Origin of the sequence: Psychrobacter sp. 1044 (assembly GCF_904846525.1) — a bacterium.
Lineage (GTDB): Bacteria > Pseudomonadota > Gammaproteobacteria > Pseudomonadales > Moraxellaceae > Psychrobacter.
Genome location: NZ_CAJHAZ010000012.1, coordinates 24,837 through 45,526, shown reverse-complemented (window position 1 = coordinate 45,526; position 20,690 = coordinate 24,837). Strand labels below are relative to the sequence as shown.

Below are 20,690 nucleotides of genomic sequence, written 5' to 3'. Positions count from 1 at the left end.
GTAAAATGACTGGTTTTTATTTCATTATATTTAAGCATAAAAGGTAAGTAACTTATGAGTATCCACGGTATTTTAGGTGAGCAAACCACTGACTATCCAACCGAGTATAGTCCAGAGACCTTGTATCCTATCGCTCGCAGTATGGGTCGCGATGTCATTGGCTGGCAAGACGATAAGTTAATGGTTGGCATCGATTGGTGGCAGGCATTTGAGATGTCTTGGTTAAATCAACAGGGTATCTCGCAAGTGGCTATCGCGCGTTTTGGTATTCCGGCCAGCTCGCCATTTATCGTTGAGTCAAAGTCACTTAAGCTCTATCTAAACAGTATCAACTTTACTGAATTCGCTAGTTGGGATGATGTGCAAGCGCTGATTGCTAAAGATTTATCAGCCTGTGTACAAGCAGACGTGCAAGTTGAGTTGTTTGGCTTAAATGACGACCTGCATAATAAGACAACAGGGTTATTGGTGGCTCAACCTGAGGGTGTTTGTATTGATGACGCGCTTGCTAATACTAGCGAAAAAGTCGCATTGTGTGATCATCCTGATGCGTCATTGCTAAGTAGTGATAAAGATTTAAACAGTAGCTCTATTTTAGAGAATACTGGCACTGAGCCTTATACTTTTTATTCTAATTTGCTGCGTAGTAACTGTCCGGTGACCAATCAACCAGATTGGGGGACGTTAGCAGTTTCGATTACCAGTAATAAAACAGTCGATGAGGCTGGAATGCTGCGTTATATCTTAAGTTTTCGTCAGCATAATGGTTTTCATGAGCAATGTGTGGAGCAAATATTTGCTGATTTGAGTCAATACTATGAGCCAAGTGAGCTGATGGTTCGCGCTTGGTATACACGCCGAGGCGGTATCGATATCAACCCTTGTCGCGTCAGTGATATCCGCTTAATGCCACAGCCAAGCCGCTTGATTCGGCAGTAAATAAATATTAATTTTTAGCTTTCATAGATGAGCGTTCTTTCTTATACTCAATAAACCTTATTTTATGAATATTGAGATGCAGTTATGAAGTTAAAAACCGGATTTTTAACCGCTCTAGGGACTGCTACTTTGTCTCTTTCTACCTTGCAGTTAGCACAGGCTGCATTTGTGGAAAATCAATATAACTGTGAAGACGCTTATATGGAAGTGGCTTATGATTGTGGTAATAATGCAATTATAGTCGAAAAAAATCGCCTTAATAAAATCTATATGAGCGTTTATCGTACTTTGAATACGACACAACAACAGCAGTTGGATAAAGAACAGCGTATATGGTTAAAGGATCGTAATGATAAGTGTGACTTTGAATATGACGGTCCAATGAATAATTCTGTGGTATACGCCCAGATTAGCGCTAATGTTTGCACCGCTAATGAGACACAGAAACGCAGTAAGGTCATTGCTAAAAGATATAATATTAAGTAGTTTTTTTTTAGCTATATTACACGCGAAAAAGCGCCTATCTCATTTATGAGACAGGCGCTTTTTATGGTATAAGTTTTATGAATAAAACTATTTGCCGCTTACTTTTGCAATGACTTCTTCACGGCTTAGCATTTGCTTTTCTGTCTCACGGCGATTGACGTATTCGTACTTGCCTTCAGCAAGGTTGCGGTCAGAAACCACGATACGATGTGGAATACCAATCAATTCAAGATCAGCAAACTTAACTCCTGGACGCTCGTTACGATCATCGAGTAGCACATTGATGCCTTGTGCTTTTAACTCTTCATAGAGTGCTGTCGCTGTCTGCATGACGGTCTCTTCTTTTGACTTCATCGGTATGATAGCGACTTCAAAAGGAGCGATTGAATCATTAACCGTTGGCGTTTGCGGCCACATGATACCGTTTTCGTCGTTGTTCTGTTCGATAGCAGCGGCAATGATACGGCTCACACCAATACCGTAGCAACCCATCATTAGGGTCACAGGTTTACCATCTTCACCAGATACGGTAGCATTTAACGCTTGCGAGTACTTGTCACCCAACTGGAAGATATGACCGACCTCGATACCACGTTTGATTTTTAGGCTGCCTTTACCATCAGGAGAAGGGTCGCCTTCCTGCACATTGCGTACATCAACGACACGAGTAATGCTCGCATCACGCGCCCAGTTCATACCAGTGGTGTGTTTGTTGACTTCATTGGCACCGCATACAAAGTCTGACAAAGTTGCTGCCGAACGATCAACGAAGACAGGCATATCCAAATTAACACCAATATAGCCTTTATGCAGACCAGCAGCTTTCAGTTCTTCATCAGAAGCCATTGTCAGCGGCACATTGGCCTCTTCGATTTTCTCGGCTTTGATCGTATTTAGCTGATGATCACCGCGTAATACGATAGCGATAAGCTGTGGCTCATCATTTTCGGTATGACCATGGACGATTAACGTTTTGACCGTCGTTTCTAACGGTAAGCCTAAATGTTCAGCAACCATTTTACAGCTGGTCATATTTTCCGTCAGGACGTCTTCGCGCTCCATCTTCGGTGGCTGGCGCTCAGCGGTGCTCACTGATTCGGCAAGCTCAACGTTGGCCGCATAATCAGAAGAATCAGAGAAGGCGATATCATCTTCGCCGCTGTCTGCCAATACATGAAATTCATGTGAAGCAAAACCACCAATAGAACCAGTATCCGCTTGTACTGCACGGAAATCTAAGCCCAAACGGGTAAAGATACGCGTATAAGCGTCATACATGTCATGGTAAGTTTTTGCCAACGATGCTTGGTCAACGTGGAACGAGTAAGCATCTTTCATGGTAAATTCGCGTGCGCGCATCACACCGAAACGTGGACGAATCTCATCACGGAATTTATTCTGAATTTGGAAAAAGGTGATTGGTAGTTGTTTATAACTACGCAGCTCGCCTTGCGCCAGATTGGTGATGACTTCTTCATGCGTCGGACCAAGCACAAAGTCGCGATCATGACGGTCTTTGAAGCGCAATAGCTCAGGACCGTAATCGTTAAAGCGTCCGGTCGTTTGCCAAAGCTCGGCAGGCTGGGTCATCGGCATGAGCACTTCTTGTGCACCAACTTCTTGCATCTCTTCACGAACAATACGTTCGACTTTTTGCAAGATGCGTAGCCCCATGGGCAACCAAATATATAACCCAGAAGCAATCTTTCGAATAAGACCGGCACGCACCATCAATTGGCTTGAGGCGATATCGGCATCACTTGGGGTTTCTTTTAGAGTGGCAAATAAAAATTGACTGGCTTTCATAAATAAAGCGTAACCTTATCAACGATAAAATAAATAAGAAATAGTAGGATATTGAGCGTGTGCTTTGATGGCCGACGCAAGCTTACCTTTGTATCACTTGGTAATAGTCTAGGACATGCCTAGCTAAAAAGTACTGCGACAAACAGTACATGAATAGAAAGTGCGTTCATAAAACGCCTTACAAAAAGGCTGGAACTGTTCATTTTGTATTAAAACGTTGATGTTGGCAGCGTCATACTTTACGCATAAAGACCAGAAAAATAGATGTACGCCAACATTTTGCTTATACAATCTGACTATGTTAGGTAAAGTTAGCCTAAGACGCAATGACTTTTTGTTTTTTCAGACAGAACGTGACTTAAACGTGACTTAAACGAGCAAATAAGGTCACTACAACTCGATTATTTACCAGCTTTTAGGGTATTTATAGTAAATGGTAGCGCTAGTCATTATGTAGCGTATTGGTAGTTATTACTTGAAGTTGCTGCTCAAAAGTAGCATTTATCATTTAGACAGTTATTTGTTATACGTTTAATAAAAATAAATGATAAAACTCTGAGGGTGTTTATATGAATAATCCTGATAATCGATCTCCTGTTAATAATGATGCGACTAACTCACAAGCGAAAAAATCCATTGCGATGATGTCGTGGATAATATTGCTCATCGGTTTAGCAGCTATCGTCTTTGCTATTTATAGTTTGCAGAATATAACCAAGGAAGAGCCGATAGAAACCATTACTCGTGAAGGCGTGGTCACACAAATCCAAAAGTTAAATCGTTTGGAAACGGTGGCGTTTAGTGTCGATACCGTCATTACCAGTCAACGTCCTGGCAGTTGGATGAAGCTGTGGCAAGACGAGCAAAAGGGTTTGTTTATCGCGCGCGGACGAGTGGAGGCGGGGATTGATTTAAGTGCACTTACCCCCGAGATGGTACAAGTGGTGCAGCCTGAAATTAACGTCGATGAGGTACAAGAAGCGGGTGCCAATACGCCAGTCTCAGTGATGCCGCAAATCAATATTACCATCCCACCATCAGAGATATTTTCGGTTTATCTAGACGATATCGAGATTTATGATTGGCAGACGGGTGCTTTTGGCATGATGCAAGTCGATCCGAAAATCTTGCAACAAGCGCAAAGTATGGCAAAAAAAGAAGTACTCGAACGCGCTTGTCGCGGTGATGTCATGAATATGGCACTAGAAAATGCGCAAACCCAACTGCAACAGCTATTTTCGTTAACTGGTGCAGTAGTGACGGTAACGACTCAAGGTGCAGGCGCGTGCCAGATGCCAGTAAAATAATATATACATAATTTTATTAGAGCCATAGACTAGATAATCATACGTTAGCTTATTAATTGGAAACACTTAAAGTAACGCCATTTATATTGTATAGTAGAGCTTATCTATTATTCATAATGAACTTATGAATTTCGTTGATAATATAACACTACATAAAAAGGTGGCGTATATGACAACTCTTAATAATAAACCGTCTTCTGACTCTGAAGATCAGCTTAATAAGCGCCCTAAAGCGAAAGAATCGCTTTCTTTTGCGACATGGGTGCTGTTAATCATAAGCTTCACTCTATTAGCCTATGCCTTATACATTATCCAAACCCGCATATTATAAGCAGCCAGCTGATACTAGGGCGTGTCCTCAATTCAATCGATTACTTTCTAAATGGGCTAAAAATAGCTAAATTTTGCCAAACATTGTCAAACATTGTCAAATAGCTTCTTAATATCTCGATATTAGGTGCGCTACTTTCCTTGTTTGACGGTAATTTATCTCATTTTTATCACCATTTTTAAAATGAGGACACGCCCTAGGAAGGGTAGATAATGTGATTAAAATACAATAGCTGAAATTCTTAGTAAATTGAGGTTTTAGTGTTGATGTAATGCGTCGCTATTTTTTAAATTCAGCAATCGCTAATTGGCGAGCCGCTTTATGTTCGACCATCGGTAATGGATAATCAATGTCAGCAAATTTACCGCCCTTTGCCAGTGCTTGACGCATTTTATCCTCGCTATGCAAGATGCTGGCAGGAATGGCTTTTAGCTCAGGTAGCCAAGTTTTAATAAATATCCCATCAGGGTCATGGCTTTTGGCTTGGCTAAAAGGGTTCATAATGCGAAAGTAAGGTGCAGAGTCGGTGCCAGTCGACGCACTCCATTGCCAACCCCCATTATTGGACGAAAAGTCACCATCTATCAGCTGCTGCATAAAGTAGCGCTCACCTAAGCGCCAATCAATCAATAAATCCTTGGTCAAAAACATCGCTGTCACCATCCGCAAGCGATTGTGCATAAAGCCCGTCGCATTCAGGCAGCGCATTGCTGCATCGACTAACGGCACGCCAGTTTTACCTACGCACCATGCATTAAATTCCTGCTGATTATATGACCAATTAATCTTGCTATCGGTTTCCTTTTTATACGCTTGATGGCGAATCAGCTTGGGCTTATAGTCTAAAACATGGCGATAGAAATCTCGCCAAGCCAGCTCACTTATCCAGCGGTTAATGTCGTTATTATCAGTATTGTCAAAGCTATCCCCGTTATCTAGGGTGTCTCTGTCATTCCCATGTAATTCTCCCAGTGCTTTGCTTAATTGTAGGGTAGCTTGTAAGTAGCAAAGTCTGGGGCTGATTGCGCCAATAGTCAGGTAGGCAGATAGCTGACTGGTGGCATTTAAACTGGGTACATCGCGACTGATATCGTAGTTATCAATATCCTCAGCGATGAAGTCCTCTAAACGCTGGCACGCCGCCGCTTCGCCAGCAGGGTAGGCTGCCCGAGCGTGCTCAAGCTGTACGTCTATATCCATGGGCTCTAATAAACCAGCATTTTGCAGTGCCTTTTGATAATCTTCGACTACTTCTTTACTTACTCTTTCTATATCTTCGATAGTAGCACTGGCGTTCGAGACTTCTAGTTTGACTTTAGTGTTGCCATTTATGGCGGATGCCTCATGCATTTGTATGGTACTGATATCCAAGGTATGCCGCCATTTTTTATAAAATGGGGTAAATACCTGATACATGCTGTCATCGTTCGTGGTGATGGTTTGTGGTGGCAAGATACATTGATCATGCCAGCGAATAAATTCTATATCGTTGTTTGCAAGCTGTTTGGTTAATTGTTCATCACGCTTAATCTCATTGCCTTCGTACTCGTGATTTGCCATCACAGTGCTGATCTGGTTCGCGCTACAGATATCTAGCATCGCCTCAACACAGTCAGAAAAGCTTGGACAGAGCTGTACTGTTAAGTGGATATTTAATTGTGTTTGCAGAGATTTGGCTAGGATAGGCAAGATGCGTGCGATATGGTCGAGCTGTGTCAGCGACATGTCATGTGCTTGCCATTGTTCAGGCGTCACGAAGTAAATAGCGCTTACTGAGGCGTTATCCGCATTTGCCTGCTCGCAAAGCGCAGCTAGCGCGGTATTATCATGAACTCGCAGGTCACGACGAAACCACATTAAATAATGTGCTGGGTTTACGCTAGTGGCATCGTCGCTATTGTTGAAGTTGCTTGTTTCGGTGCTATCTGTGCTATCGGTGTTATGAGACGTTTCCGCCGCCGTTTTAGACATTCAACTATCCCTCTATTAATCAATCGCAATCATAAACAAAACTGGTAATAAAAGTATGCTAGGATAAGTTTTTGGATGCAATGGATTTACCATTCAATTAACAAATCCTCATATTTACGCTTTAGCGTTGGCAATTGACGTTTACCTTCCGTCAATGTAGCGAAGACAGTCTAATAATGTCGTACTGAGTGTTATATCTAAGGTCACATCATGCACGTTAAGTTTTGCGGATTTACCCAGCCTAATGATATTAAAATTGCTGCCCAGTTGGGTGTTGATGCGGTTGGCTTGGTATTTTATCCGCCCAGTCCACGCGCTGTTACTATCGAGCAGGCGCAATCGTTAAGTGCGTCTTTGCCAGCTTTTATAAGTATAGTGGCTCTAGTGGTGAATATGCCGCGCGCAGAGCTGATAGAATTAGCGAATCAGGTTGCTTTTGATATCATTCAATTCCATGGTGATGAAACACCAGAGCAATGTGCGCAGCTGGCCAGTGCGGTCAATAAACGCTGGATAAAAGCGCTGCGTATCAATGCTGACCAACACACTGCCGCTAGCGTAAGCGCCGAGATTAATGAGTTTGCCGCCGCTGGCGCGAACAGTATCTTATTGGATGCTTACCATCCCCATAAATATGGCGGCACAGGGGCACGTTTTGATTGGGGTCTGCTACCGCAAGACAGCTCGCTACCTATTATTTTAGCGGGCGGACTGGATGCCGATAATGTCGCTGCCACTTTAGATTTGCCTATTTATGCGGTCGATGTCAGCGGTGGGATTGAGTCTGACAAAGGCAAAAAAGACGCTGCCAAAATGCGTGCCTTTATGAAAGCGGTAAAACGCGACCGATGGCAAAATGAGACGCTTGGCGAACCTTCGAATATCAGTAACTAGTTTTTTACCCGTGAATTTTTATCCGTTAAATAGCTAATTACTTGGAAAAATTTCCCCCTTATTTATCTTAAAAAATACCACTTATTATAGTAGGAATTATCATGAGTCATGTCGCAAGCAAAGATGTATCGGCTACTGCTAAAGCTATCAATACCTTCACCAATCCAGAGAACGTGCAAGATTTCAATCAATATCCTGATGCCCGTGGACATTTCGGCGTGCATGGCGGTCGCTTTGTCTCTGAAACCTTGATGGCAGCACTAGAAGAGCTAGAAACGTTATATAACACAGTCAAAAAAGACCCTGTGTTTTGGGAAGAATATCACAATGATTTGGTCAACTATGTCGGCCGCCCAACGCCTTTATATCATGCTAAGCGATTGAGCGATGAGATTGGCGGTGCGCAAATTTATTTCAAACGCGAAGACCTGAATCATACTGGCGCGCATAAAGTGAACAACACCATTGGACAAGCACTACTTGCCAAAATGAGTGGTAAAAAACGCATTATTGCGGAAACTGGAGCAGGTCAGCATGGCGTAGCGACGGCGACAATCGCCGCGCGCTTAGGGCTTGAGTGTATCGTCTATATGGGTGCGGATGATGTCGAGCGCCAAAAGATGAACGTCTATCGTATGCGTTTGCTCGGTGCAACGGTTGTGCCAGTGACTTCTGGTTCACGTACCCTAAAAGATGCCATGAACGAAGCGATGCGAGATTGGGTTACCAATGTGGATAGCACGTATTACATCATTGGCACAGTTGCTGGTCCGCATCCTTATCCTCTCTTAGTACGCGATTTCCAAGCGATTATTGGTAAAGAGGCACGTATCCAGCATTTGCAAATGACGGGTAAATTGCCTGATGCCTTGGTCGCTTGCGTTGGCGGTGGCTCGAACGCCATTGGTCTGTTTTTTGACTTCTTAAATGATACTGACGTTAAAATGTATGGCGTTGAAGCAACGGGTGACGGTATCGAAACGGGTCGTCATTCAGCACCATTGGCTGCTGGTCGTATCGGTGTACTGCATGGCAACCGTACCTATTTGATGGCCGATGATGAAGGTCAAATTCAAGAAACGCATTCTATTTCAGCGGGTCTTGATTATCCTGGCGTTGGTCCTGAGCACAGCTTCTTAAAAGACATGAAGCGTGTTGAATATGTCGGTTGTACCGATAAAGAATCGCTAGAAGGCTTCCATGAAGTGACGCGTAAAGAAGGTATTATCCCTGCGCTCGAATCTGCGCATGCCGTTGCTTATGCATTGAAGCTAGCTAAGACGATGACCCCTGATCAAACCATTATCGTTAATATGTCTGGTCGTGGCGATAAAGACTTGCATTCAGTGATGAAGGCGGAAGGGATTGAGTTGTAGTGGCCTCTATTTTTATAAGCTATTTTACGATTTATCCATTATAAGAAAAATTGCTTAACACCCTTTGTTTAATATTGATTCTTAAATAAAGGGTTAACTAGGCCAGTTTATAATAATCAAGAGAACACTATGACCAGAATTGAAAGCACTTTTGAAACCTTAAAAGCACAAAATAAAAAAGCCCTGATTCCTTACGTGATGGCAGGCGATCCAAACCCAGAGACTACCGTCGGTTTATTGCACGACTTGGTCAAGCATGGCGCAGATATGATCGAAGTCGGCTTGCCGTTCTCTGATCCAATGGCAGATGGTCCTGTGGTTGCATTGGCTGGTGAGCGTGCATTGGCAGCAGGGACGAGCACTCGTGACGCGCTAAAAATGGTGGCAGAGTTTCGTCAGCAAGACACGCAGACCCCCATTATTTTGATGGGTTATCTAAATCCCGTGGAAATCATCGGCTATGACAACTTTGTCGCGCTATGTGAGCAGTCAGGTGTCGATGGTATTTTGATGGTTGATTTGCCGCCAAGCGAGGCAGGCAGTTTTACCCAGCATTTGACTGACCATGCGATGAACGAGATTTTCTTATTGTCACCAACCACTTTACCTGAGCGCCGTGAGCAAGTATTGACTCATTGCGGTGGTTATATTTATTATGTGTCATTAAAAGGCGTGACAGGTTCGGCAACGCTTGATACTGATGATGTTGCGACTCAAGTGCAAGCGATTAAAGCAGCGACTGATTTGCCAGTATGTGTGGGTTTTGGTATTCGTGATGCGGCTTCTGCTAAAGCGATTGGAGCACATGCGGATGGTATTATTGTCGGTAGTGCCTTGGTTCAAAATTTTGCTGATATAGATGCCAATGATAGCACTGCGGTTGCCGCCGCTCAGCAAATAATCATGGCAAAAATGGATGAGCTACGCGGTGCACTTGATAGTTTAAGTGTCTGAGTTAAACAAAGTTAAATTATCGTCACTTAAATCGTCATGGCAATATGAATAACAATGTTTATAAAGACAGGGTTAAATGACTTTGCTAAAGTTAGTTTACGTGTGTAAACTAACATCACATATAAATTGTTACAGTTTCACGTAAGCGTGCCTTATAACTGCGCTTTATAACTGCGAAAGTTATGGGGATATGTGACGATTAAACTGATTCTTATAAATGGATTCTTAGGGACAAGCGAATGAGCCAGCTTGTCGATAAGCCTTTGATAATGGCGAATAATATGACTGATACGATAATAAAACCTGATATGACGACTCTGAACCATACTGAAAAAAGTAACGCTGAGCCAAACGGTAATACTGCTGGGCAATCGTGGTTTAATCGCCCGATACCGGGTATTAAACAGCAACTGACAGCGCCTTTGACAGCAGTAGAGACGGAACCGTCAACCAAGTGCAGTAATTGTCATTCGATGATTACCAATACGGCACTTATTTTTAACTGCTATGTTTGCCCGCATTGTGATCATCATTTACCGATGAGTGCTCGTGAGCGCTTAAACTGGTTGCTCGATCAAGTAGACGGTGAGCTTGGACAACAATTTACTGCCAAAGATCCGCTAAGGTTTGTGGATAGTAAGCCGTATCCGCAGCGTATGATAGAAGCACAAGATAAGACAGGCGAGTCTGAGGCGCTGATTGTACTGTATGGCAAGCTGCGCAATCTTGATGTAGTGACTTGTGCCTTTGACTTCCGCTTTATGGGCGGTTCTATGGGCTCTGTAGTTGGTGACCGTTTCGTAGAGGCGGCTGAGAAAGCCCTTAAAGATAAAGTGCCCTTAGTCTGCTTTGCTGCCTCTGGCGGCGCACGTATGCAAGAAGGTTTACTGTCTTTGATGCAGATGGCTCGTACTGCCGCAGCGATTGAACGTTTGAGAATTGCTGGCGTGCCGTATATCGTGATATTGACCAATCCTGTTTATGGCGGTGTGACTGCGTCGCTCGCTATGTTAGGTGATATTCATTTAGCAGAACCAAAAGCCATGATTGGCTTTGCTGGTAAGCGCGTGATTGAGCAAACGGTTCGTGAGACGCTAGAAGAGCCGTTCCAGCGTGCCGAGTTCTTGTTAGAACATGGTGTGGTCGATGAAGTGGTACATCGTCATCAATTAATTGATACCATTTACCGTCTGCTGGCAAAGTTAAGCCGCATTCCTAATGTTGATGCCTAACTTGCTCATCGGCTTGACTAATGGATAACTGAGTTTAATATTCCACAGGACTTATGCTTAGTAGCATGCTCAATTTTGCTGACTAAGTAAGATCAATCAATAGCATTTATCGTCAACAGCGGTAAATGCTATTTTTGCTTTTTGGACAGGTAGTTATATACTGTCTGTACTTTCTTAATGAATGCTTTCTCATTGACCATTTTTTATTCAAATATTTCAATATAGGCTGTGTCCATGTCCGACTCTCTACTTTTTAACCCTAACACTCCCAACAAGCATTCTAGTTTGACCGAATGGCTCGATTATATGCAGCAGATTCATGTATCGGCAATAGACATGGGGTTGTCGCGAGTTTTGCCAGTTGCCGAGGCGTTAGGCGTGGTACAGTCAGCCAAAGACGATGCTTATGTATTTACGGTGGCGGGCACCAATGGTAAAGGCTCAACGACGGCTGTCATCGCGCAGATGTGCCAAGCAGCAGGCTATAAAACGGCTCTGTATCAATCACCGCATCTAAGTTTATTTAATGAGCGCGTGCGTATCAATGGCGAGATGGTCAGTGACGAGACGTTAATTGAAGCTTTTAGCAAGGTAGAAGCAGCGCGATTAGCGTGTGAGCTGACCTTGTCCTTTTTTGAGATGACCACACTTGCCGCATTATTAATATTTACCGAAGCAGACTGTGATGTCTGGGTGTTGGAAGTCGGGCTGGGTGGGCGCTTAGATGTGGTCAATATCATTGATCCTGATATGGCAGTGATTACCAATATCGCTATCGATCATGTCGATTGGCTGGGTGACAATGTTGAAGCTATTGGCCGTCAGAAAGCAGGTATCTTACGTGATGGTATCAGCGTGGTTTATGGTGCTACTGCAATGCCAGTCAGTGTGCAGCAAGCGATTGATAAGCATCAAGCAACTTGTTATCAAGTTGGGCGAGATTTTGATTATCGTGAAGTGGATGCAAGCGCTTGGCAGTACAGCAATGCCGCCGTTACCATGCAGTTACCACGTCCAGCGCTGTCATTGACCAATACTACTAATGCCTTATCAGCAGTGCTAGCAAGTCCATTAAATGTCGATAGTACTGCTATTGAGCAAGCATTACAAACGGTCAGGCTCGCTGGTCGCTTTGATTATCGTGAGACCCACAATCGCCATTGGCTGTTTGATGTCGCGCATAACGAGCAAGGCGTTGAGTTTTTATTGGCGCAACTATTACCGCTTTGGCAACAGCATTTAGCCAATCAAGACAGCTTTGATGCTCTCAATCAAAGCAGTAATCCAAATAGTAGCCAAAAAAACCAAGCTGAACGCAGACCTGCCAGCATTAAGATGCTGTTTTCTATGTTGGGTGATAAAGATATCAATAAAGTCGTGCAGCATTTGACGATAGCGGGCTTACCGATTAGCGATTGGTATATCGCTGAGATTGATTATCCACGTGCTGCGAGCACCGAGCACCTGCAAGGTATCCTATCGAGCTATGTCGACAATGCTCAAATACACGAATTTAAACGTTTATCAGAAGCGACCGATGCGGTTATCAATGCCAGTCAGCCGCAAGACCTTATCGTGGTATGTGGCTCCTTTCATACGATCGGCGAGGCACTGACAGCACTGGCGGTTGATAATTAACATTAAAATGGTACTTATTTAATGTTAATCTTAGCAGTAGCATGATGGCAGACAGTATGAAAAATATGCTTTATAATCAAAGTGATTTGGCAAGCTGCTCTATAATGGCATTAAACGCTTGGCATAACATTTAAAAACGGATGGACGCAACTGGTGGCAATGACACCTATCAAGGCTATTAAAACTATCTAAACACAGTTTTGAGACGACAGTTGCGCCGCTCAATCAACCTTATTACCAACTAAGAGACGTAAACGGATGAACTTTTCGAGACAAGCCTTATTGGGCATTGGGATGATTATCGGCGGTAGCGTGATGCTATACGCCATGGTGCAACAGATTGGTGATAGTAATGAACCACAACCAGCGTCAGCAATAGTAGATAAGCCAAGCCCTGAGCAAGAGTCTCCTCAGCCGCTGACGACGGATATCGAGACTGAAAAACGTATCTTGGCAGAAAAACAAAAAGAGCGCGCTGCTCGTGTGGCTGAACAAGAAAAACGTGCCCAGCAGTTCTTAACTGAACAAGAAGCCGCTGAGGCGGAAGCATTGGCAAAAGCCCGTGCAGAAAGTCAGCAGTACATGGCCAGTAGTGCGGCAGCTGCTGAAGAGAGTGATAAATCAGACGCGGAAAAAAATGACGCTACAACACCAATAAAAAAGACTAGCGCTGCTGAGTCAGCTGAAAGTGAGACAAACACTGGCGACCAGCAAAAAGCTGCCCAAGCGCAACAAGAAGCTCAAAGGCAAGCGGCGATTAAAGAGCAGGCTGCCGCAAAGAAACTAGCAGACAGTAAAAAAGAAGCGGAAGCAAAAAGACAAGCGGATGTTAAGAAACAAGCGGATGCTGCGGCTGAGAAAAAACAAGCGGCAGCAGAAGCGGCTAAAAATGAGCCGCCAAAATCGCCTTCTGATTATCAAGTCAAAAGAGGAGATGGGCTGATTAAACTGGCGCGGCAGTACAATATGCCAGTAGAGGTATTGGCACAAGCGAATAATCTGTCACCGTCGACATCGCTACAATTGGGTCAAAATATCACCATTCCATCACGTAAGCAGGTCGAGCGATTAGCACGTGAAGCGGCAGCGGCTGAGCAGGTACGTGAAGACAAGCGTCAGAAAGAAGAGGCTTTAGCCAAAAAATCAGCGGATGCTAAGCGTGAAGCACAGCAGAAACTCAGCGAAGCCCGCAAAGAAGTCAAAGAAACCGACGCCAAAGGCAGCTTTGGGGTGCAAGTAGCATTGGCAAACGATCAAGCCAAGGCTGACGAACTAGCAAAGAAATTTAAATCCGCAGGCTACCAAGTTAAGACCAGTCCTACCAGCCGCGGGGTTCGAGTCATCGTCGGTCCTGAGCGCGGTAAAGTGGCAGCGTTAGCGTTAAAAGATAAAATTAATAGCGATCCCAAGGTCAATACGACCAGTGCTTGGGTTTTATACTGGCGCTAAAATAGCATTAAAATCACGATAATCGGATGACTATTATTGCTAAATAAACAGCAGAGTCTTGGTTAGATTTTATTGTTTTATCTGAGTTTTATTCAAACACGACATTTATTGTCGTGTTTTTTGTTTTAGTGTTTGCTGATTGGCGCAAGCTTAGCTACGATGTGCGCCGATTGCCCCTGATTTTTTCTGTATAACGGGTCAGCCTATAAGGGCTGCCCTGTCGCAGTTGAGTATGTATGTCACTTTATGGAAGTCGTCATACATATTTGGCTGCCTTAATCATGTATAAGGTAAAACCATGTCATTTGGTGTTATATTTTTAATATTGGCCGTTGGGTTTTTAGGGCTGATTACCGTACCAAAGCTGTTGAAAAAACCCCCAGTTGTTGAGCCTGATCCAAAGCCAGTACGCGGCGATGAGTTGGCTATTTGGCCGTTTGCGCCGATGCCGATTATGACGGATACGGAAGTCATTTTCTTTAATAAGCTAAAAAGTGCGTTGCCGGAATATCATATTTTCGTTCAAGTTCAACTGTCACGTATTATCGAAGGCAATAGCAGTGAGGCGTCCGAGCGTAGCTTTTGGTTCAATCGTATCTGTCGTCAAAGCGTCGATTATGTGATTGTGGATATTGATGCGCAGACCACGCTGGTTGCTATTGAGCTTGATGATTGGACACACACGAGTAAAGCGCGTCAAAAGGCGGATGACAAAAAAGACAAAGCCCTTGCTAGTGCCGGTATTGCTATTGTGCGCTTTCACGCTGAGCGCATGCCAAGCGCAGATATGCTCAGGTACGAGCTGATGCAAGTGATTGAAAATTATTGATAAAGTGTCCTTGGTAGACAGTCAAGATTAGTCGCAACAACGGCATTTATTTTTTTGTGTAACATTGCTGTTATATCCGTTTACTTTATAGATAAGTTGTTTAAATAAGAGTATTATTATTTTAAAACAAACTTAAGTTTTCTAAATTAAGAAGTGCTTTTGAGAATTAAGGCATTATTTGCTTAATTAGATAAAGATTTTGGTGCTTCTCGTTTTCAAAATTACTCTATAAAGGACTGTGTTATGAAATTTTTTAAATTGAGCGCATTAGCGTTAGCCAGCACGTTAGCGTTAGCAGGCTGTGGTGATGACAATAATAGTAGCTCTTCTGGTAATGGTACTAATACGCCAGATGTGCCAGTTAAGCCGCCTGTCGATAATAGTTTGTCTGAGATCGAGCAAGCGAAAGAGATGATTCGTACCGCCAAGTTATTTGTCAGTGACAATAAAGCGGTTACAGATGCTTACGAAGATGTAAGTGATATCCTTACAGAAAAGCAAGATACGCGTCTGGGTTATACCTTCGATATCCCAAGTGATCTAAAATACTATATGGAAGAGAATGATGTATCACAGCTCACGGCAGCTGATATCTTAGCATTAGCCAATGATGCAAAATTTGAGGTCGCATTAGGCAATATCACTTTAACGCCCGAAAATGGTTTTGTCGCAACGCTAAGTACTGACGGTAAGTTTACCTTGAATGGTACAACCAAAGTAGATGTTGAAGAATACGATTATGTGTATAACCCGCAAACAGGTTTGTATGACCCTGTTATTGATAACAAAGACGTTTTCACCGTAGTGTTTGATGGTTATGAAGATGCGTTAAGCTCAAACACCAGTACAGATAACTTTAACGGCAGCTTGGGTTTCAAGAGTATTAACATTGGCACTGATACCGATACCGTTACCCTCAACTCAAGTACTAAAGGCGCAACAGTCAGTGGTCAATTCAGCGATAAAGTCATGGTCAATGATGAGTTTGATATCAATGACGCAAATAGAGAAGGCATCACGCTAGAAAAGGCGGTCATCAAATTAAGCAGTCTGAAGTTGACGGCTAATGATAGCGTGATTGAAGCAAAAGATTTTGAATTTGCCGCACTGGATGTCAGCAGAAAGCTGGCAGATAACAGTCTGGTGGTTAGAACAATCCCTTATAAGTTTGCTATAACGGGCAAGATGACCAAGCAAAAACCGATGACTGATGTAGAGATTACACTGAATGCGACTGCCAATGACGCTGATATAAAGAAATTTATCATAATCGATGAAGTTGGTGATATCGAAGAGGCCGCCAATAAATACGTAGGTATGGAAATAGTATTGGCGATTAAAGGCAAGGTAACGAAAGAGAGTACAACGACGATTCCACTTGATTTCCAAGCCAATCTTAAGCGCACTGCCCGTAATGTTATTGAGCTACAAGGTTTAACTGCTAGCGTAGAGGGTAAGAAGCTATTTGTAACAGGTAAGTCAAGCTTAGATAATAACTATGATGTGGTTAGCACCCAGTTTACCGTTGAGCAAAATAAAGCGTCGATCAAGTTAAATGTTGATGCCAATGGTGATTTTATCAAAGATAAAATGGGCAAGCTCGGCGATATCATGGTTAACGGTAAAGACTACGGTGATTTAATGGATAATGATGGCAAAGTTACTGCCAAGTTTACTGATAATATTTTAATTATTCTATAATCAAATCATGTGTCACATCGACTCTCAAACGTTGTTAGTAGCGATTGAGGTATAGCAACAAAAAAAAGAGACAGATTCCTGTCTCTTTTTTATGCTCTCTAATAAACGTGAGAAATTTATGCCATATAACGTTTCAAGTCTCTATGATTTTTTACCTAAAAGCTTAGCATCGCATTTATACAGCCGTACCAAGTTAATCACTACGCCAGCGATTGCCGCTATGATGATATCCAGCGCTGCGGTTGCTGATAGTGCAGATATACCAGCTGCTGACACGAATTTTTACTTCTACCCCCAAGCGACAGGGTTGCTAAACAGTCATATTGCTCAGTCAAACGCGCAGATAGAGTGGAGTCTGATGGCAACGGCTCATAGTCCAACACAGCCTATCTCAGCATTTTTAGATGATTGGAATGCTCCTTTAGATTCCGGAGATCATGCTTATGCCCAAGGTCGGACGTCGCTTGAGATTCGTCCTGCGGGCAGTGCGATTAGCTACGGTCTAGGTTGGCGTTATGATTATTTAATGACGTTTAGCAAAGAGACTGCCGAAATTTATTGGCAGTATGAAAATAAACAGCCCTCAAGTACCAGTCAAACTTATCCGTTATTTTTGGAAGCCAAGCACAATGAAAGATTCGGTGCTAATATTGGCCTGACGCAGCAGCTCATGCCTAACTGGCAATTGACGACTCGGGCCAATCTCTGGCAAGGACTGCATGCATTAGAAGGTAAGATAGTTGGCGATTTAAGCACCAGAGTGTTACCAAATAATGAGGTGACAGACATACGAGACAGTTTGGATAAAACCAACGCTTACATCGATTATTACTATGATGAACCAGCCTTAGGGGAAGAAAATTTAGACTGGAACCCCGCGAAACCTTCGGGATATGGTTATTCGCTCGATTTGCAGCTCACAGGTCAGTTGTCTGATAGCACGCAGTTATCTCTGCGCGGCTACGATATCCTTGGATGCATGCATTGGAAAGACATGCCAAGCACTCGTTATGCGTTGGATTATGACGTCAACGGCAGACCTCTCTATACGATTGAAGGGCAGCTTAGCACTGACGATGTCACACAGACATTGCCATGGCGAGTTGAAGGTAGCCTTCAGCATCAGCTAGACAGTCAATGGCAGCTCGGTCTACATGGTCAAGTGAATGACATTCAAGACTTATATCAATTATCCGCAGGCTATCAAACGTCCAATGACGCTTTTCCCATTACGGTGACGGGCTTGATAGAGCCGCAAACGCAAGCATTGGGTCTCGCTGTAGACAGTCGTTATGCTGGCATCAAATTGCTGACTGACAGTTTCGATTCAGAAAAAGCCAAACGCAGTGAGATTAGCTTGTATGGACGCTATGCTTGGTAGCTTGATTCATTGCATTGCATTAATAAAGCAGATGGCTAAAGCGTCGATGTGCATATAATGCGGTGGACGTTACTAAAATTTGTCATACGTTTTGTCGCGCTGTTCAGGATAAATGACGATCGGACTATGACCTTCGAAGTATAGTCCTGTCGTAGGCAGTGCGTCGTTTGACCAAGCTACCTGCGGCTGTCGTCCATCATAACAGTCGCGCCTAGTAAACCATTCGATATAATGGGCGGTTCGTAATGCCCTTATATCAATCTTCGCAAGATTAAGCTTATCATCTTTATCACACCATTCGTGCATCGGAAAGCTTGGTACTAACCAAGATGGATAATTAAAGTTAGTGGTGTTGATTGGCAAAAAGAATCGCCCTTTAATCACGCCATAACGCTTATCGATTTTAACCTGTCCGTGTTTCTCCGTATCCACCCAAACCGTACGAAACTGTTTGGTTTGCATATGGGTCATTTTACGCTGTAGATTGTCCTTGGAATTAATACCAACCCAGTTCTCAGGAGCAAACGGCGCTGATCCCATAAAAAACTTAATCGCCAATTCCCAATGCTCGACCAGATTTTCTCCATGATTATATAAGATTAAATCCAGCTCACCAGTCGTCTGCTTACCGTTATACAACTGGACGTTACTGGCTAGCGTTTCATACGGATGTAGCTTGCGCGCAAAGCCATCTGCTAGCCAAAAGGACAGTAACCCTTCAAAGTGAAAACCCAGTCGATTGGGACTTGGGCGCTTGAGTAAATAGCGAGTCAGCGCCTGATAAGCATTGGTGCTATCTAGCTCTTCTAAACGCTGCTTATATGCTGCAAACTGCGCCTGCCAAAAGCTGGCATTATGCACTGAAATCGCATGTGTATTCTCATGCGGTGCAAAGTCTATCCACTGTGTCAAGACGTTAGGACAAGCCAGCGCATAAGCCAAATCACGCACATAAGGTCGCTGGTATACGTCCCAAGGTGCGTCAACTATAAGGTAATTCGAGAGGGGCTGAGCGATAGGCTCTGACATAGGATAAACCAGTGTAAAGGTGTAGCATTTACCCTAACGGCTCGCTCTATAAAAGTCTATGGTCAATCGTATTATGTTAATGTTGTGACCACTTGTCGGCTAATGCCTGAAAATAACAAGATATTCTATCCATAACTTGTATCAAGCCAAATATTGTTGCTCGATAATGCCTTACTATTAATACTAAGATGATAATCTATGATAAATAAGCATCTGTAAAATATTTCATGCATGATAAGTCCACTGCCTGTGCGTCTATGGGCGCAACTTTGACTATGGCACAGAAACCTACTTTGCCCTAAGAGCATATTTCACAAGATATTCAGTAAGCAATTAATCATGTTATGGTGGTTAATGACAGCTTAAACTATGACAAGGTTCGAAGGTGCACTCTATTTAATAAAAAAGAAACTTCTAATTATGAGAGTAGGGAGTATGTGAGTGAAGACAAATACTGTATTGCTGCTATCAAGTATAAAATTGAGGAAATAAATTGTGAAACTAGGCCATATTGGTAATGAGAGTAATGGAAAATCAAGTTTTGATGAAAAAAGTAATTATATGTATAATAAAATCAAGCAACAGTTTGAATTGTTTGAATAGATAAAGATGATCGTTATGAGAGGTAATATATTATGAAAGCATGGCTAGTTACTGCTGTTCTGATGGGTGTTACATTCGCTACCAATGCCAATGCCAATGCCAGTGCCAGTGCTTTTGATGCTATGGATAAGTATTTTAAAGAGTTTGAGGTCGTAGATGAAAACTACCGTTACGTAGACTTAGAAGCCGCGTCTACTTTTTTTGACTTAATGGATCATATGTTTAATAAAAAGATTAAAAATGAGCAACCTGATTTTAAATTGGGTGGTAAAAATCACTTGATGAGCTGGCATGTCGACCTATACTCAAGCTCACTCGCTTTTAAGAACATGGAGCCTAGTTTCCAAGAGTCGGGTATGACTGAGCTTTGTAATGATTTTTATGGCGCAAAATACCAAGCTGCTAATAATGTTGTGGTTAAGCTATCTAGTTATGACAATCAGGATAATTTGGTAGAAACAGTGGTTTTGAACAAAGATGTCTGTGCAGGGGCTAGTAATCTGTAGATTTGTCATCAAAGTAATTTAAATGTCATACCTACACCTACTAAAAGTAACAACTGTAAGGCATTGCCCAAATTTTAATCAAAAAAAAGCCAACCATTGAAAACAATGATTGGCTTTTTTCTTTACTACTATGTTTGGTCGGAACGGCAGGATTTGAACCTGCGACCACTACACCCCCAGTGTAGTGCGCTACCAGACTGCGCTACGCCCCGAATGACTGACTATTTTACGCAAAATTACGCATATTGCAAGAGCTAT

17 protein-coding genes and 1 tRNA gene are annotated in these 20,690 nt (G+C 42.9%); 14 read left to right on the top strand and 4 right to left on the bottom strand.

Going from position 1 to position 20,690, the window contains the following annotated elements:
- The first annotated feature begins 54 nt into the window (after positions 1 to 54).
- Entirely contained in the window at positions 55 to 939 is an 885-nt protein-coding gene (queF, locus tag JMX82_RS09785; protein WP_201540397.1) for an NADPH-dependent 7-cyano-7-deazaguanine reductase QueF, read from the top strand.
- Positions 940 to 1,023: 84 nt separating this feature from the next.
- A complete protein-coding gene (locus tag JMX82_RS09780) occupies positions 1,024 to 1,425 on the top strand; it encodes a lysozyme inhibitor LprI family protein (protein ID WP_201540396.1) in 402 nt (133 codons plus the stop codon).
- A gap of 87 nt (positions 1,426 to 1,512) precedes the next feature.
- On the opposite strand, the gene JMX82_RS09775 is transcribed toward JMX82_RS09780, so the two are convergent.
- Complete coding sequence (locus tag JMX82_RS09775) at positions 1,513 to 3,231, bottom strand: proline--tRNA ligase (RefSeq protein ID WP_201540395.1); 1,719 nt, start codon at positions 3,229 to 3,231, stop codon at positions 1,513 to 1,515.
- A 569-nt stretch (positions 3,232 to 3,800) separates the two neighbouring features.
- On the opposite strand from JMX82_RS09775, the gene JMX82_RS09770 reads away from it, so the two are divergent.
- Both JMX82_RS09770 and JMX82_RS09765 read left to right on the top strand, forming a co-directional pair.
- Positions 3,801 to 4,538, top strand: coding sequence for a DUF4230 domain-containing protein (locus JMX82_RS09770; RefSeq protein ID WP_201540394.1), 738 nt, complete (start codon positions 3,801 to 3,803; stop codon positions 4,536 to 4,538).
- A 169-nt stretch (positions 4,539 to 4,707) separates the two neighbouring features.
- Positions 4,708 to 4,869 (top strand): hypothetical protein, encoded by a 162-nt coding sequence (locus tag JMX82_RS09765; RefSeq protein WP_201540393.1) that lies wholly within the window; start codon positions 4,708 to 4,710, stop codon positions 4,867 to 4,869.
- A 279-nt stretch (positions 4,870 to 5,148) separates the two neighbouring features.
- Here the strand turns inward: JMX82_RS09765 and JMX82_RS09760 are convergent, their stop codons facing one another.
- Positions 5,149 to 6,840: a cryptochrome/photolyase family protein gene (locus JMX82_RS09760; RefSeq protein WP_201540392.1), complete on the bottom strand. Its 1,692-nt coding sequence runs from the start codon at positions 6,838 to 6,840 to the stop codon at positions 5,149 to 5,151.
- Positions 6,841 to 7,050: 210 nt separating this feature from the next.
- Between JMX82_RS09760 and JMX82_RS09755 the strand changes: the two genes are divergently transcribed.
- From JMX82_RS09755 to JMX82_RS09715, 9 genes are all read left to right on the top strand, one after another.
- Positions 7,051 to 7,734, top strand: coding sequence for a phosphoribosylanthranilate isomerase (locus JMX82_RS09755; RefSeq protein WP_176393056.1), 684 nt, complete (start codon positions 7,051 to 7,053; stop codon positions 7,732 to 7,734).
- 173 nt (positions 7,735 to 7,907) lie between these two features.
- Complete coding sequence (trpB, locus tag JMX82_RS09750; RefSeq protein WP_227676588.1) at positions 7,908 to 9,110, top strand: tryptophan synthase subunit beta; 1,203 nt, start codon at positions 7,908 to 7,910, stop codon at positions 9,108 to 9,110.
- 129 nt (positions 9,111 to 9,239) lie between these two features.
- On the top strand, positions 9,240 to 10,064 hold the full coding sequence (trpA, locus tag JMX82_RS09745) for a tryptophan synthase subunit alpha (protein ID WP_201540391.1): 825 nt from the start codon (positions 9,240 to 9,242) through the stop codon (positions 10,062 to 10,064).
- Positions 10,065 to 10,333: 269 nt separating this feature from the next.
- Positions 10,334 to 11,296, top strand: a complete 963-nt coding sequence (gene accD, locus JMX82_RS09740; protein WP_201540450.1) for an acetyl-CoA carboxylase, carboxyltransferase subunit beta — start codon at positions 10,334 to 10,336, stop codon at positions 11,294 to 11,296.
- Positions 11,297 to 11,530: 234 nt separating this feature from the next.
- Positions 11,531 to 12,934, top strand: a complete 1,404-nt coding sequence (locus JMX82_RS09735; protein WP_201540390.1) for a bifunctional folylpolyglutamate synthase/dihydrofolate synthase — start codon at positions 11,531 to 11,533, stop codon at positions 12,932 to 12,934.
- A gap of 258 nt (positions 12,935 to 13,192) precedes the next feature.
- Positions 13,193 to 14,383 carry an SPOR and LysM peptidoglycan-binding domain-containing protein gene (locus JMX82_RS09730; RefSeq protein WP_201540389.1) on the top strand — a complete coding sequence of 397 codons (1,191 nt, stop codon included), beginning with the start codon at positions 13,193 to 13,195 and terminating at the stop codon, positions 14,381 to 14,383.
- Positions 14,384 to 14,681: 298 nt separating this feature from the next.
- Positions 14,682 to 15,212, top strand: coding sequence for a DUF2726 domain-containing protein (locus JMX82_RS09725; RefSeq protein WP_055125260.1), 531 nt, complete (start codon positions 14,682 to 14,684; stop codon positions 15,210 to 15,212).
- A 243-nt stretch (positions 15,213 to 15,455) separates the two neighbouring features.
- Positions 15,456 to 16,913, top strand: a complete 1,458-nt coding sequence (locus tag JMX82_RS09720; RefSeq protein ID WP_201540388.1) for a hypothetical protein — start codon at positions 15,456 to 15,458, stop codon at positions 16,911 to 16,913.
- Positions 16,914 to 17,031: 118 nt separating this feature from the next.
- Positions 17,032 to 18,294 (top strand): hypothetical protein, encoded by a 1,263-nt coding sequence (locus JMX82_RS09715; RefSeq protein ID WP_201540387.1) that lies wholly within the window; start codon positions 17,032 to 17,034, stop codon positions 18,292 to 18,294.
- Positions 18,295 to 18,366: 72 nt separating this feature from the next.
- Here JMX82_RS09715 and JMX82_RS09710 read toward each other — a convergent pair whose 3' ends face one another.
- Positions 18,367 to 19,323 (bottom strand): DUF1853 family protein, encoded by a 957-nt coding sequence (locus JMX82_RS09710; RefSeq protein ID WP_201540386.1) that lies wholly within the window; start codon positions 19,321 to 19,323, stop codon positions 18,367 to 18,369.
- Between the two features lie 635 nt (positions 19,324 to 19,958).
- Here JMX82_RS09710 and JMX82_RS09705 point away from each other — a divergent pair.
- A complete protein-coding gene (locus JMX82_RS09705) occupies positions 19,959 to 20,432 on the top strand; it encodes a hypothetical protein (RefSeq protein WP_201540385.1) in 474 nt (157 codons plus the stop codon).
- 135 nt (positions 20,433 to 20,567) lie between these two features.
- Here the strand turns inward: JMX82_RS09705 and JMX82_RS09700 are convergent.
- Positions 20,568 to 20,644: transfer RNA gene (locus tag JMX82_RS09700), tRNA-Pro, on the bottom strand.
- Positions 20,645 to 20,690 lie beyond the last annotated feature (46 nt).